This window comes from Rhizobium sullae (genome assembly GCF_025200715.1).
Classification (GTDB): Bacteria; Pseudomonadota; Alphaproteobacteria; order Rhizobiales; family Rhizobiaceae; genus Rhizobium; species Rhizobium sullae.
This window is the reverse complement of the sequence record NZ_CP104144.1, coordinates 1,748,898-1,773,630: the sequence shown is the minus strand read 5'-3', so window position 1 is coordinate 1,773,630 and position 24,733 is coordinate 1,748,898. Positions and strand designations below refer to the sequence as shown.

Below are 24,733 nucleotides of genomic sequence, written 5' to 3'. Positions count from 1 at the left end.
GAAACTATTTTTCGCGCATCGCTCGGCGGAGATTCTGTGTGATAGGCTCAGCCAGATAAGAAAGCACGGTGCGAGCACCCGTCCGGATCATCGCCTCGCTCGACATGCCGGGCAGCAGCTTACGGCCCTCCAGCTTGGCGAGTTCGCTCTTATCGATCAACACGGTCGCGGCGAAATAGGGTGCCCCGGTGCGCTCCTCCACCATCCGGTCAGCCGACACGATCTCCACGACGCCGTCGAGTGGAGGGAGATTGTAGCGGGCAAAGGCCGGGAAACTGACGCGTGCGCGCTGTCCAGGGGCGATCGTCTCGACGTCCTCTGGCCTGACCATGGCCTCGACCACGAGTTGCTGTCCGAGGGGCACGACTGTCATCAGTGTCTCACCGGGTTTCACGACACCGCCCGTCGTGTGGACCTTCAGGTCCATGACGATGCTGTCGACTGGTGCAACGACGTTGGTACGGGCAAGCACGTCCTTGGCGGCACGCTCTTCCTGTCTGAGGTCAAACAACTCCGCCTCGACCTTGCTCAATTCCTGGACCGCCTCGTTCAGCCGCACCGTGTTGAGGTTCAGGATTTGCATGTCAATCTCGGCCATGGCGCTTCTGGCACGAGCGATCGCCGCGACGTTGGTCGCGCGCTCCCCCTCGATCTCCCGCTGTTGCCGCCTGAGCATCAGGTTCCGCTCGCGGGTGACTAGCCCGCGCTTGAGGAGACTTTCAAGGTCTTTGGTTTCACTCTCGATCGCCTCAATCTGCTTGTCCTCGGTGATGATAAGCTCCTCCAGTCCCGTTATCTCTTCCTCGGTCTGGCGACGGCGCTGGTTGAGGATTTCCCGCTCGTCCTTTAAGTTGTGGTGCTTTGCTGCGAACACGTCACGCTGTGAGGCCACCGCGTCCCTTGCGGCTTTAGCGGGGTTTGCGAGCAGCCCCAGATCAAATTCGATCTCGACCTTGCCATCCCGCTCAGCCCGCAGACGAGCGGCCAGCGCCTCACGCGTTGCTATCCGATTGTGGATCAGATCAAGCTTCGCCGTCGCCTGTGTGTTGTCGAGCTGGACGAGGATTTCACCCGCCCTGACGATATCACCGTTGGCGGCGTTCAACTCTGCTATGATGCCGCCCTCGAGGTGCTGGATGAGCTTGCGGTCGCCGGCAACCTTGATGACGCCCGGTGCCACTGCGGCGCTTTCCAACGGCGCAATCGTCGCCCAACCCCCGGCCATGCCGAAAAACAGGAACATGATCGCGAAGCCGGTGAGCGTCACACCTGTGAGACGCAGGGGAACTGGGGCGGCGGGTGGCGAAACGGGCAACGGAACGACCTTCATATCCTTCATGGCTGTTTCCGTTTCCTTGCTTAGTTCGCCACTATCGTTGGCATCTGAGTTACCTTGCGGATGCGCGAGGCGAGTTCATTGAAGACATAGTCACGTGGACCGAAGAGGTCTTGTTGGCCCCGGTTGAGGACCAATATCTTGTCAACTGTCTCCATGATGTTCGGTCGGTGCGCGACCAGGATAACGGTCGTGCCAGCCGCCTTGACTGCGCTGAGAGCTGCGATCAATGCGTCCTCACCTTCGCGGTCGAGGTTAGAATTGGGCTCGTCGAGGATAATGAGGGCCGGGTCGCCGTAGAGTGCTCGCGCGAGCCCAATGCGCTGGCGCTGTCCTCCTGACAGCACCGCGCCGGATTCGCCGATCTCGGTGAGGTAGCCCTTCGGCAGGCCTTTGATGAGGTCATGAACTCCTGCCAGCTGCGCAGCCTTGACAACCTTGTCGAAGATCACTGGGCTGAGCTTGGTGAAGCGGCAGATGTTTTCGGCAACGGTACCGGCGAAGAGCTCGATATCCTGCGGCAAGTAACCGACATAATGACCACGGTCCTCCGCCGCCCATTGGGCAACGTCCATGCCGTCCAGCAACGCACGCCCTGCGGACGGACGCCAGGCACCGGCCAATATTCGCGCCAGACTCGTCTTGCCAGCCGCGCTCTGGCCGATCAACGCCATTGCTTCACCCGGCTCGAGGCGAAAGCTGATCCCTTTCAGGATGTGCTCGCCTCCCTGTCGGACAAGGACAATGTTGTCGGCCTCGAACTTACCTTTCGGTCGCGGTAATGGCAGAACCGGCGTGGCCTCCGGGTGCTCACCGGCAACTGCGGTGAGACGCCGATAAGCGGCACGCGCTCCCACCGTGGCCTTCCATGTGCCGATCGCCTGCTCGACCGGGGACAAAGCCCGACCCATCAGGATTGAGGCGGAGATCATGATTCCCGGTGAAGCCTCGTTGCGAAGTACGAGATAAGCCCCAAGGCCCAGAATGCCCATTTGCAGGGCCAGCCGGTGACAACGCGCGATCGCCGCGATGACGCCGCCACGGTTGGCAGCAAGCACTTGTCCTCTGTTTGCCTGGTCCTGATGCGCCTTCCAACCCTCCAGCAGTGGCTTCAACATCCCCATTGCCTGAATGACCTCGGCGTTGCGGATCGCCGCCTCGGCCTGGCCGTATGCCCGCGACTGTGCGCTTGCTGCCTCGGTCAACGGTTTGCGTGTGAGCCATTCGTTCAGCAATGCCAACGAAAATAGGACGATCCCGCCGCCCAGCGCCAACCAACCCAGCCAAGGGTGCATGAAAAATATGGCGCCGAAAAACAGTGGCGCCCAAGGCGCGTCAAGGATCGGGAAAATGCTGGGGCTGGTGAAGAAATTCCGTACTTGATCAAGGTCGCGCAGCGGACGGGCATTGACTTGGCCAGGCGCTGAAGCGGCATATTCTACCGATGCGGTCAGGAGAACGGGTGCCAACCGCGCGTTCATCCAGGATCCGACGGTTGCCAGAAGACGCCCGCGCACCACCTCCAGACCCGCCATTGTCGCAAGCGCCCCTGCCGCCATCAGCGAAAGCATCACCAATGTTTCCACGCTGTGGCTGGACAACACGCGGTGATAGACTTGGAGCATATAAAGCGCACCGGTCAGCATCAGCACGTTGATGCCACCGCTGAACCAGATAAGTGGCCAGATGGCGCGTCCGGCCTCCTTCATCACTACCTGAAGAGCAGGGGCCTGTTCGTTGGTTTTCATCATTTAATCTCTGGTATCCGACATGACACCTCGTGCAATGGCAGTACGGGGGCAACGCCAGCTGCCCCCGTTGGTCAAGTGTTAGGCGACGTCAACGAGTATGTGCTGCATCGCTGTCTGATCCGCGTCCGCGTCCTCCACCTGGAAGGCGAAGGCGAGCTGGGCTTCTGGCGTCTCGGTCACCGTCGAGGTGAAGCCGATGTCCGTGATCTTCAGCACGTCGTTGTCGGCGGCGTCGAAGTTCACCAGATTGGTGGTCGCATTGCTGGCGCCGCCAGCGCCGGTCGTCCTGATCAGGTCGATCGCGGTGTTGTTGCCGGTGATCCCGTTGCCCGACTGCATGATCTGCGCACCCTGCAACACGTAGTCTTCGCCGGCTGCGTTGTAGTCGTTCTGCTCGATGATCACGAGGCCGTCGTTGTTGTCGAGCGTGAACTCGCTGCTGTAGGCGGCCGGGACCTGACCCGCCTTGAAGATGTCGGCGTTTGACACGTACACGGCCCGCGTGATCGTGGAGTTGTCGTCCGCGGTGCCGGCGATGTTGTCGGCACCGTTCTTGTCGATCAGATCGAGGATCAGCATCAGGTCCTCGCTGTTGCCGATGCCGTCGAACTTAATGGCCATGGTGCCGGCGGTCGCTGTCGGGGTGACAGCCTCGCTCTGAATACCGACGTTGCTGTTGAAGAACCGCAACGTGAGCAGTTCATCTTTCTGGATCGTGTCACCGGCGACACCGTTGGTGCTCTGCGTCGCAGACACCCATGTTTCATTGGTGTTACTCACCATCTCGTGACCACCCACGGTGAACGTGGCGTCAGCGGATGACCCCTCGCCATTGTTCGTCAGGCGGAACGGGTTGGCTCTGTTGATCGCGTTGCCCGTGAACTGCACGTAGAAGTCTTCGTCATCGGGCGTGTTCGGGTCATCCGCCTGCAACCGTTCCACCACGATCTGCGGGTGACCCGTGTTGCTCGTGGGCTCCTTGGACAAGAGCTCACTGGTGTGGATAACGTCGAAGCTGAAGCCTTCGAGCGGATCGGTCAGGTTGATGGTATAGGTGTCGGCAACCTTGTCGAAGACGAGCGTGCCGCCCGCCGTGCCCGCCTGGACGCCTGCCGCCGGGTCCTTGTCGTAGGTGAAGGTGAAGTTGAACGTCGCGGAGGTGAGACTCTCCGACGCAAGCGTCACATTCGAGGTAAGGACGTTGCCTCCTCCGCCGCCTGTGATCGTGCCGGTGAGTCCGATCTGCACGCCGGCAAGTGCACCATTCTGGTCGACAAAGTCGGAACCGCCGCCCGTGTAGAACGCGGCCGCGTGGGCATCCGCGCCGATATCGTACCCGAAGGCTCCGGTGGCCGACGCGTTGAGCACGTTAGCCAGAGTCTCGTGCTGGATACCTGCGGTACCGGGGTCACCGTCAAACGGCACCGTGATCTTCGGCCCGTCGTCCTGGAACTGGAGCGCGTTGCCGATGCCGATCGATTGGGTGGCGATGTCGCCATCGCCGTCGGTCACGGTCACGACCGCGTTCACCAGGCTGCCGAGATTAACCGACTCGTCGTAATTGTCCGGTGAAGTCGGGTGCTTGAGCGACAGATACTGCGCGACCGTAACCTCGCCCAGATCGTTGATCGAGATCGCAAACGCAACCGTCCCGGTCGCATTGAACGTGCCGTCCGGATTGTCCACCCGGCCGACAATCACGCCGCTCTCGTTGAACAGCGAGATCTGACTGTTGTCCGTCGTCAGCAGCAAGGAATCCGTTCCGTTGCCGCCCACGATCGACAGCGTCACATGCGTCGTCGCGCCTTCATTGTCCGAGCCCGTCGACGTCGTGGTGTTGACCAGGTCGACATTCGACAGCAGCCCGATCGGCGTGCCGTAGCCCAGCGGGAACGGATTGCCCGCAACATTGTCATCCGCCGTGTCGTTGGCATCCGCCGCGCCGGCCGAGTTCGCCGGCCGCTCGCCGATCGACTCGTCCATCGCCACGCTGTTGCCGGTCGCCACGATCGCCGCCGTCGGCCCATCGTCCTGGAACTGGAGCGCGTTGCCGATGCCGATCGATTGGGTGGCGATGTCGCCATCGCCGTCGGTCACGGTCACGACCGCGTTCACCAGGCTGCCGAGATTAACCGACTCGTCGTAATTGTCCGGTGAAGTCGGGTGCTTGAGCGACAGATACTGCGCGACCGTAACCTCGCCCAGATCGTTGATCGAGATCGCAAACGCAACCGTCCCGGTCGCATTGAACGTGCCGTCCGGATTGTCCACCCGGCCGACAATCACGCCGCTCTCGTTGAACAGCGAGATCTGACTGTTGTCCGTCGTCAGCAGCAAGGAATCCGTCCCGTTGCCGCCCACGATCGACAGCGTCACATGCGTCGTCGCGCCTTCATTGTCCGAGCCCGTCGACGTCGTGGTGTTGACCAGGTCGACATTCGACAGCAGCCCGATCGGCGTGCCGTAGCCCAGCGGGAACGGATTGCCCGCAACATTATCATCCGCCGTGTCGTTGGCATCCGCCGCGCCGGCCGAGTTCGCCGGCCGCTCGCCGATCGACTCGTCCATCGCCACGCTGTTGCCGGTCGCCACGATCGCCGCCGTCGGCCCGTCGTCCTGGAACTGGAGCGCGTTGCCGATGCCGATCGATTGGGTGGCGATGTCGCCATCGCCGTCGGTCACGGTCACGACCGCGTTCACCAGGCTGCCGAGATTAACCGACTCGTCGTAATTGTCCGGTGAAGTCGGGTGCTTGAGCGACAGATACTGCGCGACCGTAACCTCGCCCAGATCGTTGATCGAGATCGCAAACGCAACCGTCCCGGTCGCATTGAACGTGCCGTCCGGATTGTCCACCCGGCCGACAATCACGCCGCTCTCGTTGAACAGCGAGATCTGACTGTTGTCCGTCGTCAGCAGCAAGGAATCCGTTCCGTTGCCGCCCACGATCGACAGCGTCACATGCGTCGTCGCGCCTTCATTGTCCGAGCCCGTCGACGTCGTGGTGTTGACCAGGTCGACATTCGACAGCAGCCCGATCGGCGTGCCGTAGCCCAGCGGGAACGGATTGCCCGCAACATTGTCATCCGCCGTGTCGTTGGCATCCGCCGCGCCGGCCGAGTTCGCCGGCCGCTCGCCGATCGACTCGTCCATCGCCACGCTGTTGCCGGTCGCCACGATCACCGCCGTCGGCCCATCGTCGTCAAAGTTAATGAATGAGCCTACCTCCTCACTGTAGGCGTTGGTATTCGTCGTCGAGAAATGGAACTCGGTGATGTCGAGCCCTTCGTTCGCATCGACCCCCGTAACCTGCAGCCGATCCATTGGGCTGCTGGTGGTGATATCGACGGTGGTGACGTTATCGAGCCCGGTGATGGTGACGATGTTGCCGCTCCCGCTCAGTCCGGTGACGGTGACGCTTCCGCCTGCCGTGATATAGGTGCCATCGGTGGTGATGGTGGCAGCAAACCCTGATTGACCCGTCAACTTGAGGCTAACGATGTCAACGGCACTCGTGGCAGTGCCGTCAAAGAAGCCCGAGCCTTGCTCGTTGCCCGTATTGTTAAAGGCGCTGATACTGATGTCCACCCGTAATTCCGGACTGGAAGGCGTGATCTGGTTGATCGTGAACCCGGCCTGCGTGATGGTCTCGAGATGGCTGCCGTACTGGATTTGCGAGGCACTACCTGCGTTCAGGTTACCGCCGGTCACAAAATCGACCTGCAGCGTTTCGTTCGGATTGATGCTCTGGTTGTTGATGCCGAAGCCCTGTGTACTGACGTTGGCGGTGCCACCGTTCAAACCTATCACCAGAAGCTGCTTGGAAGCATCATCGGGCGAATTGATCAGGTAGAAATCATGATTGCCGGAAGCGGCGTTCTGGCCTGAGAAATTAGCCACGCTGGTGCCCGTGACCGAGGCGAAGACCTTGCTGGACAGATCGATGCGGTCGTCAGCGTTGGTGGCGTCCGGATGGAGCAACGGCACGTACTGGACCGTGTACAGGTCCGCATTGGTGTTGGTGGTGTTGATCAGCGCAAACGAGAAGGCGAGCGGCCCGGTCTCAGCGGGCTCGACGAGCGGATCAGAAGTACCGATGACGCCGATCACGACGTTTGGATGGAGCGGGTCTGCGCTTTTGAACAGCCAGACCCAGTTGCCATCGACCGTCTGAATGCCGCTGTTCACGCCGACGGTGGTGGAAAACGGGGTTCCATTGAGGTTCTGGGAGAGAACGACCGAGGTGATGTTTTCCCCTGCACTCGCCGAGGCCACCACGAAGTTGGTCTGGAAGGCGACCTCCGGTGAGGTTAGGCCGCCGGTAGCGTCAAGACTTAACAGATATTGCAGCGTGGTATTGCTATTGTGCGGCGAACCGGACGGGTCAATATCGTCGTCGGTAAGACCGGTGGTCTCGTCGATGATGATGTCTTGGGTCGTGATGTCGAGTGCCATGGAGGTTCTCCCTCGGTTTAAATCGCGACAAGGGGAGGGATCCAGGCGCCAGATGCCAAACGCGCCGCCCGGTCTACCCTTGCGCATTGAATTTGCGGCTCGCGATAGACTATGATCGTCTCGCCGATTGGGACCGCTGGTTCATTTTCGGTTAGAAGGTAATAGGTGAATGGCCGTACCTAGAGGTTGCCATAATAACAACGTCGAAGGTTAATTCCTCATGTGCAAGAGTAAGCTAGAAAATGCAACAGCAATCCATGAAGACATGGCCAGACATCTCCCCAATGCGGGCTATTGTATTTCGCCTGCACTTTTGTTTATAGTACGAACACATTTGAAATGCACGTAGCCACTTAGAGCTAAAAAGTGAAGTTATAGTAATCATATAGCGATAGTTTGCCTTCTATAAGAACTAAAATACATCCATGTTGCGCTGCTGTAGTTAAAGTAAGAAGAGGTGTTCCGGGTACTATAGTGTCGCGTGGCAGCTAATTTTGAGAATGCGGACGTTCCGTCGATGTCTGGGCACTTAAATCGGGTCTTCCTCAATTTGTGTGGTTAACAGATCCGTAGCGATGATACCGGTATGAGCTGGCATGCGAACGAAATCGAAATGGTCGCTCGGTCCGGGTATTAAAGTGCAGAGCGTAGTAATTGCCGACAAAGGCAACTGGGTTGTGTCTGCCTACGGGCCAATGTCAGGCATATGCCCGATCGTCGATGCCGGAGTAGAAATCGGCACGGCTGGTCGTACCGCAGGCTTCAAGACCTGCCGATCCAAGGTAATGCCGTGACGGTGAAGCTCCAGTTGAGCCGCTAGCGTTGCACACATCGGCAGTGCAAACGGCAAACGTTTAATGACCGGATCCCAGCAATTGCCTCCCCATATGCCCGCCGCACAAGTAGGGTCGCCGAAATAGTCGGACTGCTTGGCCATAATACGGGCGGGCGGCCCGGCGAACGCTTGATGCAACGGCTCGGGATGTCGATCAGCGACGACACCATCCTTAGACAAGTCAAGCGGAATGCTGCTCTCTTGTCGACGCCCCAGAAGAAGGCGTGCCGGGGGCAGGCGGGCTGATTTTGCTCCCGGTCGCCGCCGACAGGAAACAGCACGCTCGGTAGGCTTCGATGCGAAGTGCAGGAAGTCGCACTTGCCATATTTTTCATGATCTGCCTACCGTATATCCATGCCCCTTTTAATGTTCAGAGGCCTCGTAGAGCGTGCAGGACATGGAGCGAGAAGACGAATTGCGGACGGTTCCGAGCTGGAAGGCCCATCAGCTCACCGGCGACCGAAAAGGCGCATGGAGCCTATTCGTGACCAAGAACTGGCGGATCACGTTCCGGATTAACCAAGCCGAAATCGAGATCATCGACCTCGATTATGAAGATTACCACTAGGAGGTGGCCATGAGTGCGACGCAGGGCATCCGTATGAAGAGTCCCGCCCACCCCGGCGGCTTCATCAAAAGTGAAATCATCGAACCGCTTGGGCTTTCGGTGACGAGTGCCGCGCAAATTCTCGGTGTTACACGGGCGGCGTTGTCGGCCGTGCTGAACGAGCGTGCGCATCTCTCGCCGGAAATGGCGCTGCGGATCGAAAAGGCGTTCGGCGTGTCGATGGACACGCTAATGCGGATGCAGAATAGCTACGACATTGCCCAGACTCGCAAGCGGGAAGGGGAGATCAACGTCGCGCCCTTCAAGGGCAAGCCGCTGGTTCAGCAACCTGCGCTGATCTGAACGAGCAACAACTGGGAATACGGGCCGCGACGAGAAGTGCGGGTCGGACCAGTTTTGGCCTTTAAAGCTTGCAATAGGCTCTCTATGTTCTAATGTGTCAACATTAGGTATTCGCGAGGAGTATTGCCATGTCGATCACAACGATCTCGAGCCGCGAATTTCAGCAAAACGCCAACCGGGCGCAGAAGGCAACGCGCCAGGGGCCGGTGTTCATCACGAACCGGGGAAGAACAGCGCAGGTTTTGCTGAGCATCGAGGACTATCATCGTCTTACTGGGAAAAGGCAGAATATCGCGGACCTGCTTGCCATGCCTGGACTTGAGGATATTGAGCTGGAAATTCCGCCGCGTCTTGAGCGTGCAGCGCCGGTGGATCTTGATTGATGCTGCTACTGGATACGAACGTCATTTCCGAGCTGCGCAAGGTTCGGCTTGGCAAAGCTGATCCTAACGTTGCGCGGTGGGTTGAATCGTTGGAGACGGCCACCCTTTTCATATCGGCAATTACACTTCATGAACTTGAAATCGGCGTTTTGCAAAAGGAGCGCCGCGATGCAGAGCAGGGCTCTATTTTTAGAGCTTGGCTTGAAACACAAGTTTTGCCTGCCTTCGGGGATCGGATCCTGGCCGTGGATGGCGCCGTCGCAAGGATGGCAGCCAGACTACATGTTCCAGATCCCCAACCGATCAACGATGCGTATATTGCCGCAACAGCACTGGTCCACGGGATGACGGTCGTAACGCGCAACGCCGCTGATTTTGAGTCGACCGGCGTTAGTATCTTCAATCCTTGGAACCATGCACACTAACCTCGAAGAACTCTTTATTGGCTTTGTAGAAGATCGCGACTTGCTTCTTTCGATCAACAAGAACGGGCGGTCAACGTCTGGAGGTATGGCGGAATTTCGGCCGGAATTACTCTTCGACTCAAATTCTAAGCCGCTTTTGATGCGCGTTGCTGCCCAATGCCGCAAATCTGCGGGCGATCCCGCGCGAGCTGCCACCGAAAACGCTGCGCGCGCCCTATCTTCGTTGCTGACGAGGACGGTTTCAAGTCCGGACAAGAGGACAGCGCCAGCTGCTCGAGTCGATCAAAAGGAAGGACGGCATCGAGTGCGCCGATCTCTTCGGCGCGTGTTCGGATCAGATTATGGCAGCAAGGTACGAATGTCCGCTGTGGCGCAAAGTAGAAATGTCATTCTGGGCGTCTTCAGCCGTCAGACGGACCTCAGCCATTTAGACCGTATGTTCGTGGGGTGAAGGTGGCCCGCCCCCGCGTTAAGCTGAAATCGGGGGTTGCTCTGGATTGGCCGGAGCCGAGCCCCAAGCTTAGCGAGGGCGAACCATGAAAGAGAATAGCGTACTTTTCATCGGCTTGGATACGTCGAAGCTGAAGATTTCAGTGGCGGTTGCCGATGGCGGTCGTAACGGCGAGGTGCGGTTTTTCGGCGATATCTCGTCGGAGCCGGCGTCGATGGTCGCCAAGCTTTCCAAGCGTGGAGCCAAGCTTCGTTTTTGTTATGAGGCCGGCCCGACCGGTTACGGTCTTTACCGCCAGATTGTTGAACTGGGGCATGACTGCGTGGTGGTGGCGCCGTCGCTGGTGCCCAGGCGTGCAGGCGACCGGGTGAAGACCAACCGCCGCGATGCCGTAAGCCTGGCGCGCCTGCACCGGGCGGGTGAACTGACCGCGGTCTGGGTTCCGGATGAAGGCCATGAGGCGATCCGCGACCTGGTGCGGGCCCGGGAAGCTGCCAACGACGCGCTGAAGCAGGCGCGTCAGCAACTTCAGTCTTTCTTGTTGCGTCATGGCAGGATCTATACCGGCCGCAAACCATGGACGCGCGCCCATAAAAGATGGCTGGCGTGCCAAGCCTTCGATCATCCCGCCCACCACATCCTGTTGGCGGAATATTGCCAAGCCATCGAGGATGCCGGCGTGCGTCTGGACAGGTTGACCAAGCTGGTGGTCGAGACCGCGGCATCCTGGTCGATGGCCCCGGTTGTGGCCGCCTACCAGGCGATGCGCGGCGTTGCGTTCATGACCGCGGTCACCTTTGTCGTCGAAATCGGCGATGTCCGGCGCTTTGATAATCCTCGCCAGCTGATGGCGTATCTCGGTCTCGTGCCATCGGAAAGCTCAACCGGCGAACGGGTCAAACGTGGTGGGATCACCAAGGCAGGCAACACAAGGGCGCGTCGGGTCCTCATCGAAGGCGCCTGGACATATCGCTTCCCGGCTCGCGTAAGCTCGAGGATCCAGGCGCGGCTGGAGGGATTGCCAAAGACGGTTCGCGAGATTGCTTGGAAAGGTCAGGTGAGGCTTTGCGCGCGCTATCGCAGGCTGATGGCGGCCGGCAAGCCGAAGGTCGTCGCGGTCACCGCCATTGCGAGAGAAATGGCAGCGTTCCTGTGGGCGATCGGGCAGGAGGTCGCTCCCACAGCAAAAATCTAAAGACTATCGTCGGTTCAAAACGCGACAAACAGTCGAGAAGCAAAACATCTGCTGTTGAACAAAGATGGAGGCAGGCTCCGGTGGGGAACCCTCGTCATTTCTATGTGGCGGATAAAATCCATGCCCGATGTTAGACAGAGGCAGCCCCAGACGAACACACGGAAATGCGGTACCCAACCCGCGCATAAGAGTATGCCAACCGTCGTCTAAATGCCCTGCCTCCTGCTTTGTTCAACAGCTTCGCGCATGTGCTTTCGTCGTCAAAACCGGAAAGGAAAAATCATGACCAAAGAGCTTGCAAACGAACATAAGAGAAATGCGACAGTCAGGGGCTTGTCACTCACTCCGACGGTCAGCCCTCGATCCGACCGGCTGGTCCGGGTTGCGAGGGAGGAGCGGGGGCGGGTGGATCACCCACCGATCGGATTTAGCTTGATCATTCATTCCGCCGCCTCAATGCGACAAACCGCCTGAGCCGCGTCGGTTCGATTCCACGACCAAATCTGGCACAGCCCCGCTTCCTGAGGTACGAATCCCGCTGCCCTCGGCGTTATTTCAGGCCGATGGTTTGGGTTCGAGCAATGAATCCGTCGCGGAGAAGACGAATAATCATATTTGCAATCGCCATTGTCATCCCTCTGGCTTTAGCTTGCCATTTGCGTCCCGACGTAAGCCCGCCATCCGCCGAGCGCGGTCACTTCCTCGGCGTCTGCGACGGCATAAGCCTCACAGAGAAAACCTGAGATGCTGCTGCCATCTTCGAGAGTTACCTTTCCAATGCCGAGCGGCCCCGGAATTTTCTGGACGAAGTTGCCGAAGGCTGCGGGTGGAAGCGCCCAGACTTCGACCTCGAGCCCGTTGCCGGCGAAACCGGGTTCGCGGATGAGGCCAGGTTTTGGCGGTACAGTGTTCGGCAGCACGAAGAGCCTGTAGTCACCGGCTGTGCGGCAGGTTTTCAGGCGATATCCACCCGGTCCGGTGAGTTCGTGGTTGAGTGGCATGCCGGTCAAATGGGCGCCGACGACAGCGATCGGAACAAAGCCGTCGTCAAGCGGTGCAACCCGGCTTTCTTCTGGGAGCGATGCCTTCTTGTCCTTGCCCATGCCGGCCCCAAGCGCCCGGTGCATGGCGTCGGCAAACGGGGCGAGTGCATCATCCGTGAATGTCGGGCCGATCAGCGTCACGCCGCCAGGCAGACCATTGTGCCCGAAGCCCGCCGGAATGGCGATTGCGGCATAGTCGTAGAGATTGACGAAATTCGTGTAGCGCCCGAAATGGCCATTCTTCACGATCGGATCGGCCAGCATCTCCTCGACCGTGTAAGTTGTGGGCGCGGTCGGCAGCAACAGGATGTCCACCTTCGTCCACTCGGCCTTCGTCTTTTGCCGCAGCGCTTCGAGTTTGTATTTACCCTCGAAGGCAGCGACGGCATCATAGGCCTTCGCGCCTTCGATGATGGTGCGAACCGTCGGGTCGAAATCATCCGCGTTGCTGGTCAGGAAGTCCTTGACCGCTGCCAATCGTTCGGCGACCCACGGGCCATTGTAAAGAAGTTCCGCCGCCTGCCGGAACGGCGCATAATCGAAGGGCACAATGGTCGCGCCAAGTGATTTCGCGCACTCGATCGCCGTACCATAAAGCGCCTCGATATCCCCGTTTCCGAAGAATTCTCGCTCGGTGCACTCCAACACCCCAATCCGCAAGCCGGTGGCGGGGAGGACTGCGGGCACGGCGTGACGCGAGAAGGGATCGGTTGCGTCGTAGCCTTCCATCACTTTGCGGATCGCGACACCATCGCCAACCGTGGCGGCAAACACGGTGACCACGTCCACGCTGCGGCAGGCTGGAACGACGCCGACGTTCGGCACAAGCCCAGGGGTCGGCTTGATGCCGACAAGATTGTTGAAGGCGGCGGGTACGCGACCGGACCCGGCCGTGTCCGTGCCGAGCGCGAAGGTCGCAAGGCCGGAGGCGACCGCGACCGCCGAACCTGAGCTCGAACCGCCCGACACATAAGCCGGGTCGAAGACGGAGCGCGGTGCGCCATGGGGAGAGCGCGTGCCATTGAGCCCGGTCGCGAATTGGTCGAGGTTGGTCTTGCCGATGACTATAGCGCCTGCCGCCTTGAGGCGCTGGACCACGGTTGAATCCGCAGCCGGCTCATAGGCAAAGGCCGGGCAGGCGGCTGTGGTTGGCAGGCCAGCGGCGTCGATATTGTCCTTTACTGCGAAGGGGATACCCCAGAGGGCCAAGCTGTTTGGCTCGGGCGCGCGCGCCATCAGGTCGCGGGCAGCAGAGCGCAAATCCTCCTCCGGCGTGGCGGTGATGAAGATCGCCGGATCCCTGGAGGCGGCGCGGCGCTTGATCACCTCTTCAACGAGATCGAGCGGCGTCAGGCCGGATTGATAGGCAGCACGAACGGTTGAGAGGTCGAGAATTGTCGGCAGCATGTCAGCAGTTCTCCAGAACGACGATGATATCACCGGCTTTAACATTGCGCCCGGGTCCGGCGCGCAGATCGCGGACGCGTCCGTTCGCGTGGGCAGTGACGTTGATTTCCATTTTCATGGATTCGATGATGGCAACCGTATCGCCGGCGGTGACGGAAGCACCCGGTTCGACCAGCAGTTTCCAGATATTGCCCGGAACGCTGCTGGCAACGCCGAAGCAGTCAGCCGGAATATCGCCGTCAAGGCCTTCTCCCGTGCCTTCGTCGCTGACGAAACTGTCGAGGCCAGCGTCTATCCAGCTTTGCCGCTCGGCGTCGAAAGCCGCCTGCTGCGTCGCCTTGAAGCGGCCGATCGATTGAGCGTTTGAGTGCAGTTCTTTCTCATAGGCTCCGTAGGAGAATTCCGTCTCCTCGATCCGCACCGGATAACCGCCATGTGGGAAGATGGCGCGGGCCTCCGTCAGTTCCTCATGGCTGACCGGGAAGAAGCGGATCTGGTCGAAGAAGTTGAGCAGCCAGGGCTTGCCCTTGGCGAATTCTGGCGTCTGCCGCCAGGTGTTCCAGACTTGGATGGTGCGGCCGAACAGTTGATAGCCGCCTGGGCCTTCCATGCCGTAGATGCACATATAGGCGCCGCCGATGCCTACGGCATTTTCCGGGGTCCAGGTGCGGGCCGGGTTGTACTTGGTGGTGACAAGGCGGTGGCGCGGATCGATTGGTGTTGCCACCGGCGCGCCGAGATAGACGTCGCCAAGACCCAGCACGAGATAGCTGGCATCAAAGACGATGTCCTTGACCGCTTGTTCGTCCGGCAATCCGTTGATGCGGCGAATGAACTCGATGTTCGACGGGCACCAAGGCGCGTTCGGGCGCACCAGTTCCTGATACTTGCGCATGGCAAGCTCGGCATCCGGATCGTTCCATGACAGCGGCAGATGGACGATGCGGCTCGGCACCGTCACGTCCTGCGCGGGCGGCAGTGTCGTCTCGATCTCGTGTAACAGTCCAAGCAGACGCTTTCGCGTCAGCATTGTCCCGTCGTAGTGGATCTGCAGCGAGCGGATGCCGGGGGTGAGATCAATCAGGCCGGGAAGGCGCGCTTCCACAACGGCCTTCATCAGCAGGTGCACGCGTAGCCTGAGCGCGATATCGAGTGCCATCGGGCCATATTCGACGAGCAGGTTGTCGTCACCCTGGCGGCGGTAGACCACGCAGACAGGGCCTTCGTCCCGCGCTCCGACGATTGCCGAGCCAACATCCGAAACCCGATGGACAACGGGGCCCGCGACGGGATCGTCCGGGCGAGCGAGCGCATGAAAGCGGATGCGATCACCGGGTTTGAACTGACCCATCTTCCACTGCTCGTCGCGTGCAATCACCGCCGGGCAGACAAATCCGCCGAGGCTCGGGCCGTCCGGACCGAGAATGATCGGCATATCGCCTGTGAAATCGATCGCGCCGACAGCATAGGCGTTGTCGTGCAGATTGGAGGGGTGAAGCCCAGCCTCGCCGCCATCGCTGCGTGCCCATTCTGGTGCCGGTCCGATGAGGCGGACGCCGGTGCGGGCGCTGTTGAAATGCACCTCGTAGGCGGTGGAAAACAGGGTGTCGATATCGTCCTGCCGAAAGAAATCCGGTGCGCCATGAGGGCCGTAGAGGACGGCGACGTCCCATTCGCGCGTGAGGTCGGCGGGCTCGTTAGCAGCCTGCGGTGGTTTGACGGGTGTCTGCCGCGCAAGATGCAGCACATGACCGGTCTTCAGCGTGCCGGTCGTGTTGCCGCCGAACTGGCCGAGATCGAAGGTAGCCCGCGAGCCGAGCACGACCGCCGCCGCGAAGCCACCCGCGACCGCAAGATAGGCGCGCTGGCCGGGACCGTCGATGGCGCCGATGGAGAGCACTTGTCCGGCGCGAATGGTCACCCCCGTGCCGTGCGGCAGACGAAGGCCATCACAGGTCATCGGCATGTGCGCTCCGCCGAGTGCAATCACCACATCGGTGTAAAAGCGCAGTGTCGGGCCGGACACGGTCAGCTCCAAGGCAGCCGTCGTGTCATCGTTGCCGACGAGACGGTTGGCATGGCGGAAGGATCGCTCGTCCATCGGGCCGCTCGGCGGCACGCCGACATGCCAGAGGCCAAGGCGGCCGGGCAGTTCCTGGAGACTGGACTGGGCGCCCGGGGACAGAACCTCGATGACATCCGGCACGAAGGCAAAATCGGGCAGAGCCGTCGTCGCGACGTTGCCGCTTGCGAGAAGATCGGAAGCGGCGATTGCGCGAAGGTAGTCGAGATTCGTCTCGATCCCGGTGATCGACGTCGCGGCAAGCGCTGCCTGAAGTTTTGCGATCGCCGCCGGACGGTCGTCGGCCGCGACGATGATTTTTGCAAGCATCGGATCGTAGAACGGCGTCACCTCCGTGCCGGTTTCGATCCAGCCGTCGATGCGAGGGTTTGCGGGAAACACGACCTCCGTCAGCAAGCCGGCACTCGGGCGGAAGTCGGCGTGCGGCATCTCGGCATAGACGCGCACTTCGATCGACGCCCCTTTCGGTGCCAGAGCTTCGGCACCCGAAAGCACATCCTCGCCCGCGGCCTGGCGGATCATCCATTCAACGAGGTCGATACCGAAAACGGCCTCGGTTACCGGATGCTCCACCTGTAGCCGCGTATTGACCTCGAGGAAGTAGAATTCCCCTCGCGCCGGATCATAGATGAATTCGACCGTGCCGGCCGATGCATAAGACACCGAGCTTCCCAGATCGACTGCCGACTTGTGCAGCCGCGCGCGTGTTGCAGGCGAAAGGCCCGGTGCCGGAGTTTCTTCAACGACCTTCTGGTTGCGCCGCTGCAGCGAGCAATCCCGTTCGCCGAGCGCCACGACCTTACCCTTGCCGTCGCCGAAGATCTGCACTTCGACATGGCGGGCGTCGGCGACGAAACGCTCGAGATACACCCGGGCATCGCCGAAGCTGGCGCGCGCCGTGCGCTGTACGCTTTCGAAGGAGGTCTTGAGTGAAGCCGGATCTGCGCAAAGCTGCATGCCGATGCCGCCGCCGCCGGCAGTCGATTTCAGCATGACCGGATAGCCGATCGTCTCGGCCGTCGTCAACGCGATCTCCAAGCTTTCCAGCAGACCGCTGCCCGGCAGAAGCGGCACGCCGCTTCGCTGTGCAAGTTCGCGTGCGGTATGTTTCAAGCCAAAAGCCGAAAGATGCTCCGGGCGCGGGCCGATGAACACGATGCCCTCGGCGGCGAGCCGCTCGGCAAAGTCGATATTTTCCGAGAGGAAGCCATAGCCCGGATGCACGGCCTCTGCGCCCGTTGCCTTACAGGCGGCGATGACGGCGTCGACGTTCAGATAGCTTTCCGTGGCCGCTGCCGGACCCAGGCGCGCCGCTTCGTCCGCGAGCCGTGTTGCCATGGTGAACCGGTCGGCGTCGGAATAGACGGCGACGGAGGCGATGCCCATTGTCTTCAATGTCCGGATGACCCGGACGGCGATTTCGCCCCTGTTGGCGATGAGGACCTTCTTGAACATGCTCAGGCCACGGTACCTGGTGTAGCGTCCCAGATCAGCACGCGGATCGGCGTCGGATCAAAGCCGTTGCAGGGATTGTTGATTTGCGGGCAGTTGGAAATGACGCAGAGCACGTCCATCTCGGCCACCAGCTCCACATAGTCGCCAGGCGCGGAGATGCCATCGACGATGGTCATCTTGCCATCGGGGCTGATCGGCACGTTCATGAAGAAGTTGATGTTGGGCACGATGTCGCGCTTGCTCATGCCATGCTTCATCACCTCCAGCAAAAAATTGTCGCGGCAGGCATGAAGATATTTGGTGCCGTGGCCGAAGCGCACGGTGTTGCTCTCGCAGGAGCAGGCGCCGGCCGACGTGTCGTGGCGGCCGCAACTGTCAGCCGTCATCCTCAGCATGACATTGCCTTCGTTGGAGATGATTCGAGTTCCGGTTCCGACATAGGCTGCCCCCTGTTCCCGCATCGTGTCCTGGTTGGAATAGCGTTCGGCGAAATCGTCGGCCTTGTAGAACAGCGTGTCGATCGCCTGCTGGCCGTAGCTGTCCTCGATACGGATCGTTTGCCCCCTGCGCACGACGCCGGACCACGGCGCTTCGGCCGGGATGAAATGATCCTGGGCTGCGTTTTCGGCGGTACGCGAGGCGTCGGTCTGAATGAAATCGATCATGGTCGGCCTCCTCAAGCCTGCATCATGGCGTTGTTCTCGAAGCCGCGGACGGCTTCGGCGGTGGCGGTGCGGGCAAGATCGTCTGCTGCCGGCGCAGCGGCGCGGAAACGGGTGACCGTCACCGGTGCCGGCGCATGCACAGGATTGGGATCCAGCGGATGCGGGCAGTTGGAGAGACCGACGAGCAGGTCCATCTCGGCTCGCAACTCGGCGTAGTCGCCGCCGTTGGATGCCTTGCCTTGCCAGTGGAAACCGCCGGCATCATCGATTTGGACAGGCGCGAAAAGATTGAGCACGCCGGGAATATCGCGTCGATCTAGACCGAGCTTTCCGGCTGCGAGGATGAAGTTGTCGCGCGTGTTGCGGGTATTTGCGCCCGGATATCTGGCGGCGTTCGATGCGGCCGTCGATCCGCCCATCAGGCAATCATGGGCGCCGGAGCTATCCTCGATCATCGAGAACATTGCGCGGCCCATGTCCGAGAAGATCACCCGACCCTTGCCGAGCGCGGTCGTCCACTGAACCTTGACGGTATCGACCAGATTGAGCCTTTCGCTGGTGTCGGCCGCGTTCCAGGCGATCAGCGCGACGGTCGATAGGCCCTCCTGCTGATCGATCCGCAGCGCCTCGCCGCGCTTCAACAGGGTCGACCAATACCAGCCGCCCGGAATCGTTTCCTGATGGATGACGCGGCCAGCCTCGATTGCGGGCGCAGGTAGTGGGCTCGGTACGGGCAGCGCCTTGGGGGCGAACTCCAAGCCCTTCCTCTGGTGTTCTTCGTAGCGTTGCCGGTTGGCGGCGATTTCCTCTGCGGAACGTCGGACGTGCATGGCTATCTTTCTCCTGACGGGCTGGAAGACGGGTCGTCCCGGCGAGGGCCCTGCAAAACAACCGGGCCGTCCCGGTCAGGGCTAAAGTGTGAAGGCTCGCCCGCACGGCGCGGCGGCCAAATGGCAATGTCCTTGGTGATGGTCGCGCCGTAGCGCTGTTTTTCCTCCGCTCGGTCGCGTGGCCGCTCGAAGGCGACGACGCGGGTGGCGAGTGTGAAGGCCTCGCGCATGTCGTGCGTGACCATGACAACAGTCATCTGCGTTTCATTCCAGAGCCGCTTCATCAGCGTGTGGATTTCGGCGCGGATCCCGGGATCGAGCGCACCGAAGGGTTCGTCGAGCAGTAGAACCTTCGGTTTCATGATTAGTGCCTGGGCCAGCGCCAGCCGTTGCTGCATGCCGCCGGAAAGCTGCGCCGGATATTTGGTTTCTGCGCCGGAAAGGCCGACTTCCGCGATAAATTGCCGGGATTCCTCGAGGGCTGATCGCCGGGCTGCGCCGAAAAGCTTCGCCTTGTATCGCGAGGATATCAGTTCCTTGCCGAGCAGAACATTGCCGAGCACAGTCAGGTGCGGGAACACCGAATAGCGCTGGAAGACGACGCCGCGATCCGGACCCGGTTCGGGCGGCAGCGGCTCGCCGTCCAACAGGATCGTGCCTCTGGTCGCCCGTTCCTGGCCAAGAAGCATGCGAAGGAAGGTCGACTTGCCGCAACCGGAGGGGCCAACGAGCGCGACGAAGGCGCCGGACGCGACTGTCAACGACACGTTCTCCAGCACGATCTGGTCGCCATATTCCTTCCAGACGTTGTCGATGATCAGTTCGCTCATCCCTGCTTCTCCAGCTCGGACCACGGGAAGACGACGATGCGGATCCGATCGAGGACGAAGTTGGTCAGAACGGCAAGCAGGGTGATCCAGACGACATAGGGAAAGATGATATCCATCGACAGATAACGGCGGACGAGGAAGATGCGATAGCCGAGCCCGGAGTCTGACGAAATCGCTTCCGCTGCAATGAGGAACAGCCAGGCAGGTCCCAACTGCAACCTGAGGCATGTGATCAGGCGCGGCAGAATTTGCGGCAGCACGACGCGTAGGGCAATCTGCCAGGACGAGCCTCCGAGCGTTTCCGCCTTGACGATCTGCTCGCGCGGCAGTTCCAGCGTCTTGAGGGCAAGGTCACGGATCATCGTCGGCGCGACGCCGATGACGATCAGTGCGATTTTCGAGGCTTCGCCAAGACCCATGACGATGAAAAGAACGGGCAGCAGCGCCAGCGGCGGGACCATGGAGATCACGACCGCGAAGGGCGCGAGCAGCGAACGCAGATAGGGCAGCATGCCGATCGCCATGCCGATCAGCAGCGCCGTTGCCGTCGAAATCCCGAGGCCTGCGAAAAGCCGGCTCAGGCTAGCGACGGTATCAGACCACAGCAGGTAGTCGCCGGTGCGCGTATCCGGTAGGAAGGCCAGCCGGTTGATCGCATCGGCAAACACCGAGAGACCGGGCAGTAGCTTATCGTTGGGATTTTCCGCCAGCCGCGCGATCGATCCCGCCCCATAGGCGGCAATCAGCAGCACGAATGGCAGAAGCGTCAAGGTGAGTTGTGCACCCCGGCTCGGCCTGGTGTTGATCCAGCGCATGACATGGCTCCGGTGATGAAAGGAAAACGGCGGTACAGGGAACCCGCACCGCCGTTGGAGATCGTTCAGAGCGAACCGTCAGCGGCGGCCTTCATGTAGGTCTCCGTGAAGCGTAGCTTGACGTTGCCGCTGTCGCCGAGAACCTTGCCGTCCGGCATTTCGATGCCGATGACGTCTGCGGACGCGGCACCGCTGCCGAGCAGGCCTTTTTCGAATAGGAATTTGCGCACCAGATCCATCGTCTTTGGCAGGCTCGGCGATGCCGTAAAGGCGACCGCATCGGCCGGCTTGTCGAACAGCTTGGTGGCGGCGATCTGGGCTTCGAAGCCCTTCAGATCGGTGCCGGATGCGGAGCCCATTGCTTCGCGCGCTGCTTTGCCTTCATCATTGTCTGCCGTCATCAGCGCCGCGGTTTCGTACCAGATCCCGGCGAGGGCCTTGCCGAAATTCGGATTGTCCTTCAGCACGCCGGAATTGGCGACCATCAGGTCAATGATCTCTCCGGGGATCTGCGCACTGTCGAAAACCTTCTTGGCCGTCGGATCTTCGAGAATGGTCGCGACGAGCGGGTTCCAGGTGACGATCGCCGTGACATCCGCCGTCTTGTAGGCGGCGACCATGTCGGCATCCGATGTGTTGACGATCTTCACGTCCTGTTCGGTCAGCTTGAGGCTCTCGAGTGCCCGGGCGAACAGATAGTGTGACACGGAAAATTCGACGAGGTTGACGTTCTGGCCCTTCACGTCGGCAAGGCTGGCCTTGTCCTTGAGAATCACCGCGTCATTGCCATTGGAGAAGTCACCGACGATGACGGCGGTCGTATCGACGCCGCCAGCTGCTGGAATGGAGAGGCCGTCCATGTTGGTGAGCGTGACCGCGTCGAAGGCGCCGGCCGTGTACTGGTTCATCGATTCAACGTAGTCGTTGAACTGGATCACTTCGATCTTGATGCCGTATTTGTCGGCCCATTTCTTGACGATGCCATGATCGTTCGCGTAGCCCCACGGCATCCAGCCGACATAGATCGACCAGGCGACCTTGAAGTCGGTCTTCGGTGCTGCGAAGGCGTTTGATGTCGTACCGAAGGCCAGCGAAGCCGCCAGCGCGGTGATGGAGAGCATCGTCGAAAAAGTCTGCATTGACATTCCCTTTTTTGCTTTTCTTCAAAAAGGGATCGGCATGGACCATCGCGCCGCCAATCCCTTGGCTAACGAGGTCTCCCGGGCTTTTGTCCCGCCGTGCCCGGCGGGATGTCTCCCCAACCGGTGGCAGCTCTCGGACCAGCACGCTTGTCGAAGCGCCGGAACCCTAGCCACCAACTCTACAGATTGAGAAGCAAAAGCCGTGCCAAACTTTAAGTAATTGATTTTGCGTGAATTAATCGAGGCAGGAGTTCCTCCGCCGCAGAAAGTGCATGCACTTGCACATCCTTTGGGCGCCTTGCGCCACTTAAATCATCAGTCCTCTATTTCGGTTATGTGCCGGCGTTCACGTCATTGGGAATGTGCCAGAGGAATTCGGGTTCAAGACGGAAGCAGAAGAACGCGCCTTCTGGGAAAGCCAGGATTCCGACGATCATACCGACTGGAGCAAGGCAGAGCGTGTTCGTCTGCCGAACCTGAAACCATCCTCCACATCGATCTCGCTACGACTACCGAATGCGCTGCTTGAGCGGATCAAGGTCGCAGCCAGCAAGCGCGACGTTCCTTATCAGTCGCTCATCAAGATCTGGCTTGCGGAAAAGATCGACACATCGGGTGCACAACGATGACGTCCGCGAGGATCGACGCAAGCGATGCACTGTGGCAGGCGCCCGTTCGTCCTGACGTGTAGGGGCAGCAGCATGACCGTCAACCTTGACGCTTCGGCGCGCGTTCAGATCAGATCGAGTCTTAATGTTCGTTCTCGAGCGGGCCAAGGACAGTCACTCCTTCGATCCGAGCTGCGGCTGCCATCTTGCGGTCTGCAGTTGCCAAAGATATCCCCTGCGCCAGCGCCAATGCGAGATAGCTGGCATCATAGCCGCTCAGGCTGTGCCGGTTGGCCAGCTCGAGCACCCGCCCGTCACCGCCCGAGCCGGCGTCTTCGATCGATAGGGCTCGCAGTTGGGTCATTACCAGCAGCGCTTCTCCTCGCCGCAGTCGGCCGCGTCGTTCGGCCATGAGAAAGAGATTGCGAGTCTCGAACCAAAAAAGACTGGGCACGAAGCCGACTGTCGAGCGCAGATTGGACATCAGCTGATCGGTGGCTTCGTGCTGTTCGTCGGGGAGAAACCAGGCTGCGGCAATGGAGGCGTCGAGAATAAACGACATCAGTAGCGGCGGCCTTCGTCCCGCCACTGACGAATTTCATCCTGCGTTGTGTGCGGCCGGCCGGCGCGTTGGGCCTTGATCTCGGCGATCAGTGCATCAACGTCGTTTTCGCGGCGAATGCGGGAGAGGCGGGCCACAGGCGTGTTGCCGCGCGAGATGATGACCTCTTCGCCGGCTTCCACCTTGGAAAGCAGCTCCGACAGATGTGTCTTTGCTTCGGCGACTTTGACGTTGACGGCCATGCGGGCTCTCCCTGACGATTGCGCCCAGCGGATCTGCCAACGACGCGCTTCATTTTAGGAAAGGATAAGGGTGATACACTGGGTTGGTCAAGGGTTGACCAACTTGCTTAGATACGGTTCTTGTCGATCGTCACAGCTCCAACATGTCAAAGCCGCGGTAACCAAAACGCGTTAGGGATCTGTGGCGAAGACCAACGGTGCGCGCGGTTCGCACGTTAGGTGAAGGTCACAATGCCCTTTTCGGTTCCGCGGGCGCTAGGGGCCGATGCATCTCATGACAACTCCGCGGGCGATCCCGCGCGAGCTGCCAGCGAAAGAGCTGCGCGCGCCGTATCTTCGTCGCAGACGAGGACGGTTCCAAGTCCAGACAAGAGGACAGCGGCAATGGCCTCGACTTTGTTGATACCGCCCGAGGCGAAAACAACGTTCGGAATCTTGCGCAGCGCTTCCAGCGGCGGCGCGATCGCTCTTCGATTGAGCGGGTGATCGATCGGGGTTCCGTTCCTGTCGATGAATTGCGCCAGAACATCGCCACAAGCGCCGGCGGCGACAAGCTCGTCGATTGTAACGTCCTGCGGCAGGCCGTAGCGCATCAGAAGTGAGCGCTCGCTCATATCTCCGATGCTGAGCACGACAAGATCGTTTGCTGCAATCTGCCGGAAAGCGGCCTGGAATACGTCCTGCGTTACGATTGCCGTTCTGGATTCCGGGCTGCCGGCGTAAATGGGAGCCGCAAGATAGGCGCATTGCGCGTTCAATTGACGGGCAAGGTCGCTTGCGATGTCGAACGTGTTGATCTCGATCCCGTGCGTCAGTCCGCCCATCACCGAATTCACGCAGACATCGGGCCGGCGCATGGACGGCATGTGACGCACCATTTCGCGCAGTGTGGCTCCCCAGCCGACGCCAATCCCCGACAGTTTGCTATTGTTGAGCAGCTGGGCGATATAGTCCGCCGTTGCCTGACCGAGCAGCACCGGTATCAGATCGGGATCTGCCGGCGTTGGCACGATGATGGCCCGGCTCAGCGAAAACTCCGAAATCAGCTTCTGCTCAAGTTCGACACAGGTTGTGAGCCGCGAATTCAAGGTGATCGTCACAAGGCCGGAGCGGCGGGCTTCGGCGATGATCTTGTTGACACGAAGCCGGTTGGTGGAAAGCGCGTCGGCAATCTCGCCTTGAGTGCGCCCCTCCATGAAGTAGAGCCACACCACACGAACCTGCATCTGTTCGTCGGGAAGTGCAGCTGGCGCGCCGGCCGCTTTTGCCTGTGTCATCGGACCGCTCTTACAACTTCTGCTTTCGCCGC

At 60.4% G+C, this 24,733-nt stretch carries 18 protein-coding genes, 2 pseudogenes and 1 riboswitch; of the genes and pseudogenes, 7 read left to right on the top strand and 13 right to left on the bottom strand.

Features of this window, described 5'->3' with window-relative positions; all coding sequences use genetic code 11:
- Window positions 1–4 precede the first annotated feature (4 nt).
- From N2599_RS29145 to N2599_RS29135, 3 genes are all read right to left on the bottom strand, one after another.
- On the bottom strand, window positions 5–1,339 hold the full coding sequence (locus tag N2599_RS29145) for an HlyD family type I secretion periplasmic adaptor subunit (protein WP_100772839.1): 1,335 nt from the start codon (window positions 1,337–1,339) through the stop codon (window positions 5–7).
- Window positions 1,340–1,359: 20 nt separating this feature from the next.
- Window positions 1,360–3,084 carry a type I secretion system permease/ATPase gene (locus tag N2599_RS29140; protein ID WP_027512792.1) on the bottom strand — a complete coding sequence of 575 codons (1,725 nt, stop codon included), beginning with the start codon at window positions 3,082–3,084 and terminating at the stop codon, window positions 1,360–1,362.
- Window positions 3,085–3,165: 81 nt separating this feature from the next.
- Window positions 3,166–7,542, bottom strand: a complete 4,377-nt coding sequence (locus N2599_RS29135) for a beta strand repeat-containing protein (protein ID WP_260308491.1) — start codon at window positions 7,540–7,542, stop codon at window positions 3,166–3,168.
- 596 nt (window positions 7,543–8,138) lie between these two features.
- Here N2599_RS29135 and N2599_RS29130 point away from each other — a divergent pair.
- The 6 genes and pseudogenes from N2599_RS29130 to N2599_RS29105 form a co-directional block, all read left to right on the top strand.
- Window positions 8,139–8,596 (top strand): annotated as a pseudogene (locus tag N2599_RS29130) (ISL3 family transposase); the annotation flags it as partial.
- A gap of 170 nt (window positions 8,597–8,766) precedes the next feature.
- Window positions 8,767–8,946 (top strand): annotated as a pseudogene (locus N2599_RS29125) (type II toxin-antitoxin system RelE/ParE family toxin); the annotation flags it as partial.
- Window positions 8,947–8,955: 9 nt separating this feature from the next.
- Window positions 8,956–9,288, top strand: coding sequence for a HigA family addiction module antitoxin (locus tag N2599_RS29120; RefSeq protein ID WP_027513890.1), 333 nt, complete (start codon window positions 8,956–8,958; stop codon window positions 9,286–9,288).
- Window positions 9,289–9,416: 128 nt separating this feature from the next.
- The gene (locus N2599_RS29115) at window positions 9,417–9,671 is read left to right on the top strand and encodes a type II toxin-antitoxin system prevent-host-death family antitoxin (protein ID WP_027513891.1); all 255 of its coding nucleotides are present in this window, start codon (window positions 9,417–9,419) and stop codon (window positions 9,669–9,671) included.
- Entirely contained in the window at window positions 9,671–10,096 is a 426-nt protein-coding gene (locus tag N2599_RS29110) for a type II toxin-antitoxin system VapC family toxin (protein ID WP_027513892.1), read from the top strand. The genes N2599_RS29115 and N2599_RS29110 overlap by 1 nt, the downstream gene beginning before the upstream one ends.
- A 536-nt stretch (window positions 10,097–10,632) precedes the next feature.
- Window positions 10,633–11,742, top strand: coding sequence for an IS110 family RNA-guided transposase (locus tag N2599_RS29105; protein WP_260308490.1), 1,110 nt, complete (start codon window positions 10,633–10,635; stop codon window positions 11,740–11,742).
- 644 nt (window positions 11,743–12,386) lie between these two features.
- Here the strand turns inward: N2599_RS29105 and atzF are convergent.
- From atzF to N2599_RS29070, 7 genes are all read right to left on the bottom strand, one after another.
- The gene (gene atzF / locus N2599_RS29100) at window positions 12,387–14,192 is read right to left on the bottom strand and encodes an allophanate hydrolase (protein ID WP_027512978.1); all 1,806 of its coding nucleotides are present in this window, start codon (window positions 14,190–14,192) and stop codon (window positions 12,387–12,389) included.
- Between the two features lies 1 nt (window position 14,193).
- Entirely contained in the window at window positions 14,194–17,730 is a 3,537-nt protein-coding gene (gene uca / locus N2599_RS29095) for an urea carboxylase (RefSeq protein WP_027512979.1), read from the bottom strand.
- 2 nt (window positions 17,731–17,732) lie between these two features.
- Window positions 17,733–18,395, bottom strand: coding sequence for an urea amidolyase associated protein UAAP2 (locus tag N2599_RS29090; RefSeq protein ID WP_027512980.1), 663 nt, complete (start codon window positions 18,393–18,395; stop codon window positions 17,733–17,735).
- An 11-nt stretch (window positions 18,396–18,406) separates the two neighbouring features.
- On the bottom strand, window positions 18,407–19,225 hold the full coding sequence (locus tag N2599_RS29085) for an urea amidolyase associated protein UAAP1 (protein ID WP_027512981.1): 819 nt from the start codon (window positions 19,223–19,225) through the stop codon (window positions 18,407–18,409).
- Window positions 19,226–19,227: 2 nt separating this feature from the next.
- Window positions 19,228–20,055: an ABC transporter ATP-binding protein gene (locus tag N2599_RS29080; RefSeq protein WP_027512982.1), complete on the bottom strand. Its 828-nt coding sequence runs from the start codon at window positions 20,053–20,055 to the stop codon at window positions 19,228–19,230.
- Entirely contained in the window at window positions 20,052–20,870 is an 819-nt protein-coding gene (locus N2599_RS29075; protein ID WP_027512983.1) for an ABC transporter permease, read from the bottom strand. The genes N2599_RS29080 and N2599_RS29075 overlap by 4 nt, the downstream gene beginning before the upstream one ends.
- Window positions 20,871–20,935: 65 nt before the next feature.
- Window positions 20,936–22,009: a putative urea ABC transporter substrate-binding protein gene (locus tag N2599_RS29070; RefSeq protein ID WP_027512984.1), complete on the bottom strand. Its 1,074-nt coding sequence runs from the start codon at window positions 22,007–22,009 to the stop codon at window positions 20,936–20,938.
- A gap of 76 nt (window positions 22,010–22,085) precedes the next feature.
- Window positions 22,086–22,193, bottom strand: a riboswitch (guanidine-I (ykkC/yxkD leader).
- A 181-nt stretch (window positions 22,194–22,374) separates the two neighbouring features.
- On the opposite strand from N2599_RS29070, the gene N2599_RS29065 reads away from it, so the two are divergent.
- Window positions 22,375–22,641 carry a BrnA antitoxin family protein gene (locus N2599_RS29065; protein ID WP_244915135.1) on the top strand — a complete coding sequence of 89 codons (267 nt, stop codon included), beginning with the start codon at window positions 22,375–22,377 and terminating at the stop codon, window positions 22,639–22,641.
- Window positions 22,642–22,762: 121 nt separating this feature from the next.
- Here the strand turns inward: N2599_RS29065 and N2599_RS29060 are convergent, their stop codons facing one another.
- The 3 genes from N2599_RS29060 to N2599_RS29050 all read right to left on the bottom strand — a co-directional run bounded on the left by N2599_RS29060 (window position 22,763) and on the right by N2599_RS29050 (window position 24,701).
- On the bottom strand, window positions 22,763–23,182 hold the full coding sequence (locus tag N2599_RS29060; protein ID WP_027512986.1) for a type II toxin-antitoxin system VapC family toxin: 420 nt from the start codon (window positions 23,180–23,182) through the stop codon (window positions 22,763–22,765).
- Complete coding sequence (locus N2599_RS29055) at window positions 23,182–23,424, bottom strand: type II toxin-antitoxin system Phd/YefM family antitoxin (protein ID WP_027512987.1); 243 nt, start codon at window positions 23,422–23,424, stop codon at window positions 23,182–23,184. The genes N2599_RS29060 and N2599_RS29055 overlap by 1 nt, the downstream gene beginning before the upstream one ends.
- Window positions 23,425–23,696: 272 nt before the next feature.
- Complete coding sequence (locus N2599_RS29050) at window positions 23,697–24,701, bottom strand: sugar-binding transcriptional regulator (protein WP_027512988.1); 1,005 nt, start codon at window positions 24,699–24,701, stop codon at window positions 23,697–23,699.
- Between the last annotated feature and the right edge of the window lie 32 nt (window positions 24,702–24,733).